11 protein-coding genes and 2 riboswitches are annotated in these 15,039 nt (G+C 68.6%); of the genes, 4 read left to right on the top strand and 7 right to left on the bottom strand.

The genetic code is table 11. The annotated features are described in order from the left end of the window. Window positions 1–10: 10 nt before the first annotated feature. From AB4Z27_RS17060 to AB4Z27_RS17035, 6 genes are all read right to left on the bottom strand, one after another. Entirely contained in the window at window positions 11–1,387 is a 1,377-nt protein-coding gene (locus tag AB4Z27_RS17060; protein WP_441644871.1) for an L-serine ammonia-lyase, read from the bottom strand. A gap of 74 nt (window positions 1,388–1,461) precedes the next feature. After that, window positions 1,462–2,007, bottom strand: coding sequence for a DUF421 domain-containing protein (locus tag AB4Z27_RS17055; RefSeq protein WP_092300288.1), 546 nt, complete (start codon window positions 2,005–2,007; stop codon window positions 1,462–1,464). Between the two features lie 115 nt (window positions 2,008–2,122). After that, window positions 2,123–5,044, bottom strand: a complete 2,922-nt coding sequence (gene gcvP / locus AB4Z27_RS17050; RefSeq protein ID WP_441593518.1) for an aminomethyl-transferring glycine dehydrogenase — start codon at window positions 5,042–5,044, stop codon at window positions 2,123–2,125. A gap of 101 nt (window positions 5,045–5,145) precedes the next feature. Beyond that, the gene (gene gcvH, locus AB4Z27_RS17045; RefSeq protein ID WP_092300282.1) at window positions 5,146–5,526 is read right to left on the bottom strand and encodes a glycine cleavage system protein GcvH; all 381 of its coding nucleotides are present in this window, start codon (window positions 5,524–5,526) and stop codon (window positions 5,146–5,148) included. A 103-nt stretch (window positions 5,527–5,629) separates the two neighbouring features. Continuing rightward, a complete protein-coding gene (gcvT, locus tag AB4Z27_RS17040; RefSeq protein ID WP_092300279.1) occupies window positions 5,630–6,757 on the bottom strand; it encodes a glycine cleavage system aminomethyltransferase GcvT in 1,128 nt (375 codons plus the stop codon). Between the two features lie 92 nt (window positions 6,758–6,849). Next, window positions 6,850–6,972: riboswitch (glycine riboswitch) on the bottom strand. Window positions 6,973–6,993: 21 nt separating this feature from the next. Beyond that, a riboswitch (glycine riboswitch) is annotated at window positions 6,994–7,081 on the bottom strand. A gap of 119 nt (window positions 7,082–7,200) precedes the next feature. Then, complete coding sequence (locus AB4Z27_RS17035; RefSeq protein ID WP_092300425.1) at window positions 7,201–7,422, bottom strand: glycine zipper 2TM domain-containing protein; 222 nt, start codon at window positions 7,420–7,422, stop codon at window positions 7,201–7,203. Between the two features lie 253 nt (window positions 7,423–7,675). Between AB4Z27_RS17035 and AB4Z27_RS17030 the strand changes: the two genes are divergently transcribed. From AB4Z27_RS17030 to AB4Z27_RS17020, 3 genes are all read left to right on the top strand, one after another. Beyond that, on the top strand, window positions 7,676–9,784 hold the full coding sequence (locus AB4Z27_RS17030; protein ID WP_092300276.1) for a UvrD-helicase domain-containing protein: 2,109 nt from the start codon (window positions 7,676–7,678) through the stop codon (window positions 9,782–9,784). A 349-nt stretch (window positions 9,785–10,133) separates the two neighbouring features. Continuing rightward, window positions 10,134–10,865 carry a response regulator gene (locus AB4Z27_RS17025; protein WP_092300273.1) on the top strand — a complete coding sequence of 244 codons (732 nt, stop codon included), beginning with the start codon at window positions 10,134–10,136 and terminating at the stop codon, window positions 10,863–10,865. A 3-nt stretch (window positions 10,866–10,868) separates the two neighbouring features. Then, window positions 10,869–12,122, top strand: a complete 1,254-nt coding sequence (locus AB4Z27_RS17020; protein ID WP_441644870.1) for an ATP-binding protein — start codon at window positions 10,869–10,871, stop codon at window positions 12,120–12,122. A gap of 24 nt (window positions 12,123–12,146) precedes the next feature. On the opposite strand, the gene AB4Z27_RS17015 is transcribed toward AB4Z27_RS17020, so the two are convergent. Beyond that, window positions 12,147–13,307 carry an ABC transporter substrate-binding protein gene (locus AB4Z27_RS17015; RefSeq protein ID WP_441644869.1) on the bottom strand — a complete coding sequence of 387 codons (1,161 nt, stop codon included), beginning with the start codon at window positions 13,305–13,307 and terminating at the stop codon, window positions 12,147–12,149. Between the two features lie 200 nt (window positions 13,308–13,507). On the opposite strand from AB4Z27_RS17015, the gene hemN reads away from it, so the two are divergent. Continuing rightward, window positions 13,508–14,947, top strand: coding sequence for an oxygen-independent coproporphyrinogen III oxidase (gene hemN, locus AB4Z27_RS17010; protein ID WP_441644868.1), 1,440 nt, complete (start codon window positions 13,508–13,510; stop codon window positions 14,945–14,947). Window positions 14,948–15,039: the final 92 nt, after the last annotated feature.

Raw genomic sequence — 15,039 nt, 5'->3', positions numbered from 1 at the left:
CGGCGCCTGCTCAACATTCCACGATATTCACCGCCAACCCGCCGCGCGCCGTCTCCTTGTACTTGGTCTTCATGTCGGCGCCGGTTTCGCGCATGGTCTTGATGACCGAATCGAGCGAAACATAGTGGGTGCCATCGCCGCGCAGGGCCATGCGGGCGGCGTTCACCGCCTTGACGGATGCCATGGCGTTGCGTTCGATGCACGGGATCTGGACCAGGCCGCCGACCGGGTCGCAGGTCAGGCCGAGGTTGTGCTCCATGCCGATCTCGGCCGCGTTCTCGACCTGCTCCGGCGTGCCCCCGAGCACCGCCGCCAGCGCGCCGGCGGCCATCGAGCAGGCCACGCCGACTTCGCCCTGGCAGCCGACTTCGGCGCCCGAGATCGAGGCGTTGAGCTTGTAGAGCAGGCCGATGGCGCCCGCCGTGAGCAGGAAATCGACCACGCCSGCGCGGTTGGCGCCGGGGATGAAGCGGTCGTAGTAGTGCAGCACGGACGGGATGATGCCGGCCGCGCCGTTGGTCGGCGCCGTGACGACGCGCCCGCCGGCGGCGTTTTCCTCGTTGACGGCGATGGCGTAGAGGTTGACCCAGTCCATCACGGAGAGCGGATCGGACAGCGCCCGCTCCGCGTGCAGCGTCAGTCCCCGGTACAACTCGGGCGCGCGCCGCCGTACCTTGAACGGCCCCGGCAGCTCGCCATCGGTGCGGCAGCCGCGCGCCACGGATTGCTGCATCACGTCCCAGATATGAAGCAGGCCATCGGTCACTTCCTGCTCGGGCCGCCAGGTCAGTTCGTTCTCCATCATGAGCCGGGCGATGGACTTGCCGCTCGCGTGCGCCATCTCCAGCATCGCCCGGCCGCTCCGGAACGGGTGCGGCAACTGCCGCTCGGCCGCCAGGATCTGGGTGTTCGGCGCGCCGGCSGTGACSACGAAGCCGCCGCCCACGGACAGGTAGCGYGCCTCGCGCAGCGGCGTGCCCTCCGCGTCGAAGGCGTGGAAYTTCATGCCGTTGGGATGCTCGGCCATGGCCTCGCGCCGGTAGAACACGATGTGCTCGCGCTCGACGAACGGCACCTCGTGCGTGCCGAGCAGGGCCAGTTTGCGCTGGGCGCGTAGCGTGGCGAGGCGGGACTCGATGGTTTCGGGGTCGACGGTGTCGGGCGCATCGCCCATCAGCCCCAGSATCACGCCCTTGTCGGTGCCGTGGCCCTTGCCGGTGGCGCCGAGCGAGCCGTATAGCTCCACGCGCACGCTGCCCACCTGGGGCAGCAGGCCGTCCCGCTCGAGCCCGTGCGCRAACATCAGGGCCGCACGCATCGGCCCCACGGTATGCGAGCTGGACGGCCCGATACCTACCTTGAACAGATCGAAAACGCTGACAGCCACGGGGAACTCCGGTAGGGGGCGGCGCGCAGGGCGCAGGGGCGGGGAGGCCGTCGGGAAAGTGGTCGGGTGTCGGGTCAGAGCGACATATCGGCATCGGGCCGGCCGGGCTCGCGCCACATGGCGTCGATGGCGGGCCTTGCGTGCCCGTCCTCGGACTTTTCCTTCTGGATCACGCTAATCGTGCCGTCTGTCTCAAGAATAGCGAAATGCACGTCTTCCACACGCGCGCAACCGTTGCGGCGTAGCGCCTTCTGCAGCTCGCGCGGTGTGATGCGCTCCCGGCGCATCACATCCTGGAAGATCTCGCCCTGGTGAATGATGATCTCGGGCCGGCCTTCCACCAGCGCCTCCAGGCGGCGGCTGCGCCAGGTGCCGTAGCCCACCAGCACGTCGGCGCCGAACAGCGTGGCGGCCAGGATCAGCCCGGCGGTGACGGAGTTGTCGCCGCCGTTCATGGCGTTCTGCACCGCGTTCGAGATGATCAGTAGCAGCACCAGATCCAACGGCGACAACTGGCCGATCTGGCGCTTGCCCGACACGCGCATCAGGAACAGCAGCGCGGCGTAGACGATCAGCCCGCGCAGCACGAATTCCCACCAGGGGGCGCTCAGATTCCACATGGACTAGACCTCCGCTAGGGATGGTGTGCTGCACGCCGGCCCGGGGGGCCGGGGCGGGAGGCGCAAAGCGCGCCAGCGGCGTCCGGGCAGGCCGGACGCCGCCAGACACGGCGCCTTAGTCCTGCGCGTACTCGCTCATCGGTACGCAGGCGCAGAACAGGTTGCGGTCGCCGTACACGTTGTCCGCCCGGCCCACCGGCGGCCAGTACTTCTGCGTGCGCAGCGAGGCAATGGGGTAGGCCGCTTCCTCACGCGTGTACGCGTGGGTCCACTCATTGGCGGTGATCACGGCGGCGGTGTGCGGCGCGTGGCGCAGCGGGTTGTCGTCGCGGTCAAAGCTGCCGTCCTCCACGCGCGCGATCTCGCCACGGATGGCGATCATGGCGTCGATGAAGCGGTCCAGCTCGTGCAGCGCCTCGCTCTCGGTCGGCTCGATCATCAGYGTGCCCGGCACCGGGAAGCTCATGGTCGGGGCGTGGAAGCCGTAGTCCATCAGGCGCTTGGCCACGTCCTCGTTGCTGATGCCGGTGGCCTTCTGCAGCGGGCGCAGGTCCAGGATGCACTCGTGCGCCACCAGACCGTGCTGGCCGGCGTAGAGCACCGGGAAGTGCGGCGAGAGCCGGCGCGCCACATAGTTGGCGGCCAGGATGGCGTTCTCGGTGGCGGCGGTCAGGCCGGCCGAGCCCATCATCGCGACGTACATCCACGAAATCGGCAGGATGCTGGCCGAGCCGAACGGCGCGGCCGAGACGCCGCCGATGCCGTTGTCGTCGCGGCGATAGCCCACGCTGTCCTGGTTCGGCAGGAAGTCCGCCAGGTGTGCGCCCACGGCCACGGGGCCCACGCCGGGGCCGCCACCGCCGTGCGGAATGCAGAAGGTCTTGTGCAGGTTCAGGTGCGAGACATCGCCGCCGAACTGGCCCGGCGCGGCGGTGCCGACCATCGCGTTCATGTTGGCGCCATCCACGTACACCTGGCCGCCGTGCTGGTGCACGATCTCGCAGATCTGCTGCACGCCCTGCTCGAACACGCCGTGCGTGGACGGGTAGGTGATCATGATTGCGGCGAGGTTCTGGCTGTGCTGCTCGGCCTTCTTCGCCAGATCCTGCAGGTCGACGTTGCCGTCGGCGTCACACGCCACCACCACCACCTTCATGCCGGCCATCTGGGCCGACGCCGGGTTGGTGCCGTGCGCGGACGAGGGAATCAGGCAGATGTCGCGATGGGCTTCGCCGCGGCTGGCGTGGTACTTCTGGATGATCAGCAGGCCGGCGTACTCGCCCTGCGAGCCCGCGTTCGGCTGCAGGCTCACCGCGGCGTAGCCGGTGGCGGCGCAGAGCATGGCTTCGAGCTGGTCGATCATCTCGCGATAGCCCACGGTCTGGTCGAGCGGGGCGAACGGGTGGACCTTGCTGAACTCGGGCCACGTCACCGGAATCATCTCGCTGGTGGCGTTGAGCTTCATGGTGCAGGAGCCGAGCGGGATCATGGTGCGATCCAGCGCGAGGTCCTTGTCCGCCAGCGAGCGCAGGTAGCGCAGCATCTCGTGCTCGGCGTGGTGCGTGTTGAAGACCGGGTGCGTCAGGTAGGCGCTCTGGCGGGCCAGCGCGGCCGGGAAACCATCGCCGACGGCGGCCTCGGTCGCATCGAAGGCCGGCACCGGCTTGCCGTGCGCGAAGATCTCCCACAGCGCGACCACGTCCTCGCGCGAGGCGGTCTCGTCCAGCGAGATGCCCACGCGGGTGGCGCCGATATGGCGCAGGTTGATGCCGCGCGCGGTGGCGGCGGCGTGGATCGCCTCGGTGTTGAAGCCGGTGTCCAGCGTCAGGGTGTCGAAGAACGTGGCGTTGACCGGGGTCACGCCCATCGCCTTCAGGCCGGCAGCCAGCGTGGCGGTCAGGCGGTGCACGCGCTGGGCAATGCGCTGGAGGCCCTGCGGCCCGTGGTACACGGCGTACATCGACGCCATCACGGCCAGCAGCACCTGCGCGGTACAGATGTTCGACGTGGCCTTCTCGCGGCGGATGTGCTGCTCGCGCGTCTGCAGCGCCAACCGGTACGCCTTGTTGCCCTGCGCGTCGATGGTCACGCCCACCAGACGGCCCGGCATCGAGCGCTTGAATTCGTCCTTCACGGCCATGTAGCCGGCGTGCGGGCCGCCGAAGCCGAGCGGCACGCCAAAGCGCTGCGAGTTGCCCACGGCCACGTCGGCGCCCCATTCGCCCGGCGCGACGATCAGCGTCAGCGCCAGCAGGTCCGCCGCCGCCACCACCAGCCCGCCAGCGGCGTGCACGGCATCGGCGATGGCACGGTAGTCGGCCACATCGCCGTTCACGCCCGGGTATTGCAGCAGCACGCCGAAGGCATGGGCGCCGGCGGCCTCGGCGGCGGGGCCGACCTTGACCTCGATGCCCAGCGGCAGCGCGCGCGTGCGTACCACTTCCAGCGTCTGCGGCAGCACGTCGTCCGCCACGTAGAACGTGTTCGAGGCGTGCTTGTTCACGCGCTGGAGCAGCGTCATCGCCTCGGCGGCAGCGGTGCCTTCGTCCAGCATCGACGCATTGGCGATGTCCAGCCCGGTCAGGTCCGTGACCATCTGCTGGAAGTTCAGCATCGCCTCCAGGCGGCCCTGCGAGATCTCGGGCTGGTACGGCGTGTAGGCCGTGTACCAGGCCGGATTCTCGAAGATATTGCGAAGGATGACGCCCGGCGTGAGCGTGTTGTAGTAACCCTGCCCGATGAAGCTCTTGAGCACGCGGTTCTGGTTCGCCAGCCCGCGCAGCTTGGCCAGCGCGGCTTCCTCGGTCAGCGGCTCGGTGAATTCGCCGAGCGGCATGCCGTCGCGGCGGCGGATGGCGGCGGGCACCACGGCGTCGATCAGCGCGGCGCGCGTCTCGTAGCCGAGCACCTTGAGCATGTGTTGCTGTTCGGCGGCATCCGGGCCGATATGACGGGCGGCGAAGGCGTCGCGCGCCTCCAGTTCGGCCAGCGTGGGCCGGCTACCTTGGGCGGCGTTCATGGGAAGAGGGGCGTTCATGGCAAGTGTCTCGTGGGGCGGGGCGGCAGGTGGTCAGCCTGGCCGCCGCGCGGGCATCTCGGGCGCCGTCTCCTGGCTCGGGAGACGGCTGGTGCAGCGCGTCAGGCGCCGACGCTGGCCTTGTAGGCGTCGACGTTCATCAGGCCGTTCACATCGTCGCCATTGGCCGGCTTCAGCTTGAACAGCCACGCGTCGAAGGCGTTGGCGTTGACGGATTCCGGCGCGGCGCTGGCGGCCTCGTTCACGGCGATGACTTCGCCGGCCACCGGGGCGTAGATGTCGGAAGCGGCCTTCACGGACTCCACCACGGCCAGCGCGTCGCCGGCGCCGACCGACTTGCCCACTTCGGGCAGTTCCAGGAAGACGATGTCGCCCAGCGCGTCCTGCGCGTGGTCGGTAATGCCGATCGTCAGCGTGCCGTCGGCTTCAACGCGCACCCATTCGTGCGATTCGGTGTACTTCAGGTCAGCAGGGAAATTCATGACGGATTCTCCGGGAATGCAGTGTTTGTCTTGTTTCGGTTCGCCTGCCGGGGCCAGCCGGGCAGGCGTGATGGCGACCGTTGGTGTCAGCCGGGCGGATGCCTCAGCTCACGAGTGCCTTGCCATTGCGCACAAACGGCAGTTTAACCACAGTCGCGGTCAGTTTGCGGTCACGAATCTCGACCTGGACCTCGGTGCCGGGCACAACGCCCTGCGGCAGCCGGGCAAAGGCAATGGATTGGGAGAGGGACGGGCTGAAGGTGCCGCTCGTGATCTCGCCGTCGCCGGCGGGGGTGATCACCTTCTGGTGCGCACGCAGCACACCGCCCTTGTCGCGCAGGATCAGGCCGGCAAATGTCTTATGTTGTCCGGCTGCCAGCAGCGCCGACTTGCCGATGAAATCGCGCTCGCTCTGCAGGTCGACGGTCCAGGCCAGGCCGGCGTCGAGCGGCGAGGTGTGGATGTCCATGTCCTGGCCGTACAGGTTCATGCCGGCTTCCAGGCGCAGCGTGTCACGCGCGCCCAGTCCGGCCGGGCGCACGCCTACGGACTGCAGCTTTTCCCAGATGCCGGCCACGTTCTCGGCCTCCACCACCAGCTCGAAGCCGTCCTCGCCGGTGTAGCCGGTGCGGGCCACCATCAGCTCGCCGACCATCGGGTCCCGCACCACCACYGCGTTGAACGGCTTGAGTGCGTCGGCCGGCTGGGTCGACGGGAAGGCCTCATGCACCTTGGCGCGCGCGTTCGGGCCCTGCACGGCGATGATCGCCAGCTTGCCCACGCCGGCCGGCGCCACGTCGCCCCGGCGCGGGGTGATCGTCACGCCGCTGCCGGTGGCCGCGTTGCGGGCCGTGATCCATTCGATGTCGCCCAGCGCCGTGCTGGCGTTCACCACCAGGCGGAAGCGGTCTTCGGCGAAGAAATAGACGATCAGGTCGTCGATGACGCCGCCCTTTTCGTCGAGCATGCACGCGTAGAGGGCCTTGCCCGGGGTCTGGAGCTTGTCGACATTGTTGGCCAGCAGGCCGCGCAGGAAGGCGCGCGTGTTGGGGCCGGACAGGTCCACCACGCACATGTGCGAGACATCGAACATGCCGGCATCGCCGCGCACCGCGTTGTGTTCCTCGATCTGGGAGCCGTAGTTGACCGGCATGTCCCAGCCGCCGAAATCGACCATGCGGGCACCGAGCGAGCGGTGGATGGCGTTAAGGGGCGTGGCCTGGAGCGTCATGGGAAATCCTCTGGAGCGAATACGGCAGCGAAAACGAAAAAAGGGTCATCCGCCGTGGGGATCGATGGCAATGCCACCAATCCGCCGCGGCGGATGACCCCTCTGTCCTCGATACCTGAGAGATTACGATGCAGCTTGCCGCATCGCGCGCCCCTTCGGTGGACACGCTCGCCATGCGTTGGCACGGGCGGGTGTCGCTCTCCAGAGTGCGGCATGCATCGTGTGCATGTTGCATGCCGATCCGACCGGTCCGTGGTGCCTGAGAGTTTTCGGGTGATACCCCTTCGGCGGCGCAATGGCTGCGCGCTCTCCCGGTTGGATGCGCGTGAATGTACGGGACGGGTTGACCTTTGTCAACGCGGCGCCGACGCCACCTTGCTAGGCGCCGGGGAGGGGGCTGGCTGTAATTCCTGCCGCCTGAGGTAAGGACTACCCGCGCCGGATCAACGATCCTTCGTGACGACGTTACCCACCACGCCACCCACCGCCGCGCCACCCACCGTGCCGAGCGCGCTGCCGTTGGTCAGCGCAGCGCCGCCGAGCGCGCCAACGCCCGCGCCAATGGCGGTGTTGCGGGTCTTGGGGCTCATGTCCGCGCAGCCGCCAAAGGCCGCCAGCGTGACACCGATCAGCGTGATTTTCGCCAGGGTTCGCATTGTTTTCATGATCGCCTCCGAATRTGCCGAATTTGTCATCAGGACGGCGTCGCCGCCGGTCCCGCATRACCGTATGAGGCAATCTCCATGCCCCSGRTGTCCCCTCGGACGTCACTTTTACGAAGTGTTACCGCGATGAAACACTGGTAGCACTCGCGTCCTTGATGTCCGTCATCAGGCACCGGCGCAGGCCACCCTGCGTGTTAACATCGACGCCTTTCGCGCGCCCGCCAAGCGTGCGCCATCCGGCACCCGCCCACCTATGACCCACGGACTCAACGCCGCCCAATCCGAAGCCGTTCGCTATCTGGACGGGCCCTGCCTCGTCCTCGCGGGCGCCGGGTCCGGCAAGACGCGCGTCATCACGCAAAAGATCGCCCACCTGATCGAGGACAAGGGCTTCGAGCCGCGTCACATCGCCGCCGTCACCTTCACGAACAAGGCGGCGAAAGAGATGCAGGAGCGCATCGGCAAGCTGATGGAGGGCAAGACCACGCGCGAGGGCAAGCGGATTCCGCTCAAGCAGCTCACCGTCTGTACCTTCCACTCGCTCGGCGTGCAGATTTTGCGGATGGAGGCGGAGCACGTCGGCCTGAAGCCGCAGTTCTCGATCATGGATTCGGACGACTGCTTCGGACTGGTGCAGGAGCAGCTCGCCACCACGGACAAGAAGCTGATCCGTAGCGTGCAGGGCACGATCTCGCTGTGGAAGAACGGCATGATCGATCCGGAGACCGCGCTGGCCCAGGCCGCCAATGCCGACGAGCACCAGGCCGCCATGGTCTACCGCAATTACGTGGCCACGCTGCACGCCTACCAGGCGGTGGATTTCGACGACCTGATCCGCCTGCCCGCCGAGCTGTTCGCGCGCGACGAGGCCGTGCGCCTGAAATGGCAGAACCGCCTGCGCTACTTCCTCGTCGACGAATACCAGGACACCAACGCCTGCCAGTACGCGCTGCTCAAGCTGCTGGCCGGCGGCTCGCACCTGCGCGCGCCGGCGTTCACGGCCGTGGGCGACGACGACCAGGCCATCTACGGCTGGCGCGGCGCCACGCTGGACAACCTGCGCGGCCTGCAGACCGATTTCCCGGACCTCAAGGTCGTCAAGCTCGAACAGAACTACCGCTCGACGGTGCGCATCCTGGAGGCGGCCAACGCGGTCATCGCCAACAATCCCAAGCTGTTCGACAAGAAGCTGTGGTCGGAGCACGGCATGGGCGACCCCATCGCCATCCATCCGATGAACGACGAGGAGCACGAGGCCGAGTCCGTGGTGTTCCGCCTGTCCGCCCACAAGTTCGAGCGCCGCGCGCAGTTCCGCGACTACGCCATCCTGTATCGCGGTAACCATCAGGCGCGGCTGTTCGAGCAGATCCTGCGGCGCGAGCGGATTCCGTACGTGCTGTCCGGCGGCCAGAGCTTCTTCGACAAGGCGGAGATCAAGGACATCTGCGCCTACCTGCGGCTGATCGCCAATCCGGACGACGATCCCGCGTTCATCCGCGCCATCACCACGCCCAAGCGCGGCGTGGGCAACACCACGCTGGAGGCGCTCGGCACGTTCGCGGGGCAGGCCAAGGTGTCGCTGTTCGAGGCCGCCATGATGGGCGGCATCGAAGGCAAGCTCCAGCCGCGCCAGCTGGAGCCGYTGCGCGTGTTCTGCGAGTCGATGGTGCGCCTGGCGGACCGCGCCAAGACCGATCCGGCCACCGTGCTGCTCGACGACATGATGGCCGGCATCCACTATGAATCGTACTTGTACGATACCTTCGACGAGCGCCAGGCCCAGTCGCGCTGGACCAATACGCTTGAATTCCTCGACTGGCTCAAGCGCAAGGGCACGCGCCCGGAACCCGAGGCCGGGGAGGGCGAGGCCACCGGCTTCGACAACGCCGACGGCTTTGGCGACGAAGGCAAGAACCTGCTCGAACTGACACAGACCGTGGCGCTGATGAGCATGCTCGAAGGCCGCGAGGAAGACCCGGACGCGGTGCGGCTCTCCACGCTCCACGCGTCCAAGGGCCTCGAATATCCGCACGTGTTCCTGGTGGGCGTGGAGGAGGGCATCCTGCCCCACGCGCGCGAGGACGAAGACATGAGCGACGAGAAGATCGAGGAAGAGCGCCGGCTGATGTACGTTGGCATCACCCGCGCCCAGCGCAGCCTCCAGATCAGCTGGTGCAAGAAGCGCAAACGCGCCCGGGACACCTACTCCTGCGAACCCTCGCGCTTCATCGCCGAAATGAAACTCGAAGAAGCGCCGGCTCCCGTCGACGAGACCCCGGCCATGAGCCCCAAGGACCGGCTGGCCAATCTCAAGGCGCTGCTGGGTACGCCGGGCGCACCCGGCAAGCCGGTGACGGGTTGAGYCGCATCCCCTACCAAGCATCACSGCCGATACAAGGCAGACAAGACCGCGCGCCTCGCGCTTTCTAATATGGCGACGCGTCAGACGCCTCGGCGACTGGCGCCGTGCCGCGCCTGCCCTTCGGTTAGCGGTGCGGCTGGGTACGCTTGCGTGCCTGGCTCTTCCCTGTTGAACGCTCCCGGCGCGGCAGTGCCGGGGGCGTCGTTTTGTCAGGCGAAGTTATCCACAGCGCACGTATCGAACCTGATACAAAGCCGCCACAGCGCGAATATTGCAAACTGGTACAGTTGACCGCCGGTCGTTGCGCAGGCCCTCGCCCGCCGGCGTTTCCCATCCCTCCCGCTTTGCCATGGACCTCACTCCCGCCTTGCCTACCCGCCTGCTGATCGTCGACGACGATCCCCAGATCCGCGCCATGCTGGCCGAATACCTGGCCACGTTCGGCATGGCGGCCGATGGGGCCGAAGGCGGGGCGTCGATGCGCACGGCCATGGCGCAGCATCACTATGACCTGGTCATCCTGGACCTCTCGCTGCCCGGCGAGAACGGCCTGACGCTGTGTCGCGAGATCCGCGAGCGCACGGACATCCCCGTAATCATGCTGACCGCCCGCGCCGAACTGGCCGACCGTGTGGTCGGACTCGAGGTGGGGGCGGACGACTACGTGACCAAGCCGTTCGAGATGCGTGAACTGGTGGCGCGCATCCACACGGTGCTGCGGCGCAGCCGGGCCGATGTGCGTCGTTCAGCACCTACCCCGGCGGGGCACGAGGTCAAGTTTGGCGCGTGGCGGCTCAACACCACGCTGCGCCAGTTGCTCGACGAGGAAGACACGGTCGTGCCGCTGTCGAACGCCGAGTTCCGCCTGTTGCTGACCTTCATCGAGCACCCGAACCGCGTGCTGGATCGCGAACTGCTCATCAACCAGGCACGCGGTCGCGACCTCGACGTGTTCGATCGCAGCATCGACCTGCTGGTCTCGCGCCTGCGCCAGAAACTGCGCGACGATCCGCGCGACTCGGCGCTGATCCGCACGGTGCGGGGCGAGGGCTACGTCTTCACGGTCAACGTGGATTCCTGACGCATGGCCGCGTCCCCCCCGCCGCCGAACGCCACCGCCGGCGTCCGGACAGACCCCACCATGCGGCGCCACCTTTTCGATTCGATGTTCCTGCGGCTGTTCCTGGTCATGGCCGCGATCATGGTGGCCGTGCACGTGCTTGGCGTGACCGTCATCGAGGGCCTGTTCCCGCGCCCCGGCTCGCCGCGCTGGGAGGAACGCATGCGCGAGGCGGCCTCGGAGGCCGCCGCCGCCGGCAAGCCATTCCACCGCCCCGAGCCGTCGCAGCGCGGCCCGCGTTTCGAGGAAGACGAGGAGGCGGGCGAGGGCGGCCCGGCCGGGGAGCGCGGCATGTTCCGTCCCGGCCATCCCGACCGGCGCGGGGAGCCGCCCGGACCGCAGCGCCACTTCCCCCCCTGGCACGGACTCTGGCCCCTGCATCCTGGCCTGATCTTCCAGTTCATCGCCATCGTGATTTCGTCGTGGGTGGGCGCGCGATTGCTCGCGCGGCCGGTGCAGCGGCTGGCCACCGGTGCGAACCGGCTGGCCCAGGATGTGCACGCCCCGCCACTCGACGATGATGCGGGTCCGGCCGAAGCGCGCGCCGCCACCAAGGCGCTGAACCTGATGCAGCAACGCATCCGCACGCAGCTGGCGCAGCAGTCGCGCTTCCTGGCGGCGGTCTCGCACGACCTGCGCACGCCGCTCACGCGCATGAGCCTGCGCATCGAGCGCATCGAGGACAACGACGTGCGCTACCGCCTGCGGCAGGATCTGGCCGAGATGAACGGGCTGATCGACGCCACGCTCTATTACCTGCGTGACCGCGACGACGGCACCGGCCCGCGCCAGCGCGTGGACGTGCAGGCGCTGCTCCAGGCCATCGTCGACGATGCCGAGGAACTGGGGCAGGACGTGCGGCTCTCCGGCACCGCCGCGCCGCTGCTGGCCTACCCGGCGGAGTTGCGCCGCGCCGTGGTCAACCTCGTCGAGAACGCGCACCGCTACGGCGGCGCCGCGCATATCGTGCTGACGGACAGCCCCGAGCGCGTGCAGATCGACGTCTGCGACAACGGCCCCGGCATTCCGCCGGCCGAGCTGCAGCGCGTGCTGGAGCCGTTCTATCGCGTGGAGTCGTCGCGCAGCCGGGCTACCGGCGGCGTGGGGATGGGGCTGTCGATTGCCGCCGATATCGTCAATCGCCATGGCGGCGAGCTGACGCTGGACAACCGTGTCGAAGGCGGCCTGCGCGTGCGCATCACGCTGCCGCGCGACTAACTAATAGATATAGCGGCGCGCGGGTCAGGCGCGCTGCGGCACGCCCGACTTGCCGATCGGCGCCAGTTGCACGTACTGAGAGCCGCGCAGCCCGCGCGTGAAGTCGAGCGTGAAATCGCCCACATCGATGCGCGACTGCAGCGCGCGGCGCAATTCCAGCGCACCCGGCGCCTTGGCCGCGCCGGCAGCGCGCACCAGCCAGGCGGCGCCAATGTAGCCGGCCAGCGTGGCCGGGGAGGGCGGTTCGTCGAGGTACTGCTTCATCCGCGCCACGTGTTCCTTGACCACGCGCAGCGTGGATTCCTGCGGGCCGGGCGCCACCTGCGTGACCACCACGCCCCCCGCGTAGTTGCCGCCGAGAATCTCGCGCGCCGAGGCCGGGCTCACGGCCGACAATCCCACCAGAAAACCGTACCAACCCTGCGAGGCCAGCGCGCGGCCAAGGCCGCCGTAGGCAAGCGTGTCGCCGGCCACGATGACCGCGCCGGGCCGCGTCGCGGCGATGCGGCGCGCGCCGTCATCGACACTGCCGGTCAGCGTCACGGCGCGCGTACCGAGGTCGCGCTCCATCCGATCGAGCCACGGCGAGCCCGCCGCGAGCGTGCCGGCGGCGAAGTCGGGCGACACGGCCAGGACGATGTTCTTGAGGCCGTAGCTGCGCAGCTGCCGCACGGCGGCGTCCAGCTCGGCCTGATAGTCGGCGCGCGTGAACCAGATGTTGTCGGCGGCAAGCGAAAGCCCGGAGAGCGGGGCGACGATCTGCACGCCGCGCCGGCTCAGTTCGGACGACGTGGCCAGCGCGGGCAGCAGGGTGTCGCCGGGGCCGAACAGCACGTCGATATGGTCCGACTCGGCCATGCCGATGGCCTGCGAGGTGSCGATGCGCGGGCTGGCATCGGCATCCCGCACCACGTGTACGATGCGCGGCCCCTGAMCCGAGGCGTTCGCCGCWTCGAACAGCACCTTGGCGCCGGCCAGGTAGTCGCGCGCCAGATCCGCTTGCGGCCCCACGCGGTCCAGCAGATGGCCGACCACCAGCGTGCGGCGCTGTGTGGCGGGCTGTGGTTGCGGCTGGGCGAAGGCGGCCGGCGCCGCGAGCATCGCGGCCAGCGTGCCGAACGACCGGAGCATGCGGCGGCGCGCCGGCGCGGCGGGCGACATCGTTCTGGGCGAGGCTGGGCGCATGGTCGGCGGGCGTTGGAATCGGGTGGAGGAGGGGACGGCGGGCAGAGCCTATCGGCCGTTCGTGACGCTCGGATGACGCCAACGCCCCACGGTGGCGGGGCTGCGGGCGCAAGCGCGGCGTGCGCTTGATGCGCGTCAAGGTGAGCGACGGCGCAGGGGCATAGCATCGTGACCATCTTCGCCCGCAAAAAGAGCGCACCATGTCCGCCCCCACCCTCCCCAGCATGCCTGCCGCCACGGCGTTCGACCGCCGCGCACTGGCCGACTTCCGCAGCCTGGCCGGCCGCATCGACGGCAACGGCCCCCGCTACACCTCCTACCCCACCGCCGACCGCTTCGACGCCGAAGTGGACGACGCCCGCTACCTCGCCGCGCTCGACGCCTGCCGCGCCGACTCCCCCGCGCCGCTCTCGCTCTACCTGCACATCCCGTTCTGCGAGAACATCTGCTACTACTGCGGCTGCAACAAGATCATCACCAAGGACCACGCCCGCAGCGCGCGCTACGTTGACTATCTCGCCCGGGAAATGGCAATGGTTGCCGGCCGGCTCGGCGAGCGCCGCGCGGTCATGCAATCGCACTGGGGCGGCGGCACGCCGACCTTCCTCGACCCCGACGAAATGCGTCGCGTAATGGCGGCGCTGACGCAACACTTCCACCTGCTGCCCGAGGGCGAGCACGCCATCGAGATCGATCCGCGCCGCGTGACCGATGCGCGCATGGCGCTGCTGGCGGAACTCGGCTTCAACCGGATCAGCCTCGGCGTGCAGGACTTCGACCCGGAGGTGCAGGCGGCGATCCATCGCGTGCAGTCCTATGAGGAAACGCGCGATGTGGTGCTGGCGGCGCGCCGGCTCGGCTTCCGCTCGGTCAGCATGGACCTCATCTACGGGCTGCCGCACCAGACCACCGAACGCTTCGCAGCRACCATCGACCGCGTGCTGACGCTGCGGCCGGAYCGGCTCTCGGTCTACAGCTACGCGCACCTGCCGCATGTGTTCAAGCCGCAGCGGCGCATCGACGAGGCGGCGCTGCCGCCCGCCGGCGAGAAGCTCGACATCCTGGTGTCCACGATCGAGCGCCTGACCGSCGCCGGCTATGTCTATATCGGCATGGATCATTTCGCGCTGCCGGACGACGACCTCGCCATCGCCCAGCAGGCCGGGCGGCTGCAACGCAACTTCCAGGGCTACGCCACCCACGCGGGGCACGATCAACTGGGCTTCGGCGTCTCGGCGATTGGCGCGGTGGCCGGCCACTACGCGCAGAACGCGCGCACCACGGACGAGTACTACGACGCGCTGGACGCCGGCCGGCTGCCGGTGGCGCGCGGCTTCGGCATGTCCGCCGATGACCATCTGCGCAAGGCGATCATCGGCGCGCTGATGTGTCACGGCACTTTGGACATTGCGGCGGTGGAGGCGGCGCACGGCATCGACTTCGCCCGAACCTTCGCGCCGGAATTCGCCGGGCTGGACGCGCTGGCGGCAGAGGGGTTGCTGCGGCGCGACGCGTCGCGGATCGACATCACCCCGCTGGGCCGGCTGCTGGTGCGCCGCGTGGCGATGGTGTTCGACCGCTACCTGCGCCAGGACGGCGCGCGCGAGGTGCCGCTGGTGCGCTATTCACGCGTGGTCTGACCCGCTGCCTATATATATATCTAGTGGGGCGCCGGCCCCATCGACCCSATCGACCCCATCGAAACAAAAAAGCCCGCGAGGATCGTCGCGGG

Origin of the sequence: Cupriavidus sp. KB_39, assembly GCF_052114485.1 — a bacterium.
Lineage (GTDB): Bacteria > Pseudomonadota > Gammaproteobacteria > Burkholderiales > Burkholderiaceae > Cupriavidus.
The sequence above is the reverse complement of the archived record's forward strand: the minus strand, read 5'-3'. Positions and strand labels throughout refer to the sequence as shown.

Coding starts and splice junctions, on each gene's coding strand:
- AB4Z27_RS17025 (WP_092300273.1), top strand. CDS start 10,134: ATGGACCTCACTCCCGCCTTGCCTACCCGCCTGCTGATCGTCGACGAC.
- gcvH (WP_092300282.1), bottom strand. CDS start 5,526: ATGAATTTCCCTGCTGACCTGAAGTACACCGAATCGCACGAATGGGTG.
- AB4Z27_RS17020 (WP_441644870.1), top strand. CDS start 10,869: ATGGCCGCGTCCCCCCCGCCGCCGAACGCCACCGCCGGCGTCCGGACA.
- AB4Z27_RS17035 (WP_092300425.1), bottom strand. CDS start 7,422: ATGAAAACAATGCGAACCCTGGCGAAAATCACGCTGATCGGTGTCACG.
- AB4Z27_RS17055 (WP_092300288.1), bottom strand. CDS start 2,007: ATGTGGAATCTGAGCGCCCCCTGGTGGGAATTCGTGCTGCGCGGGCTG.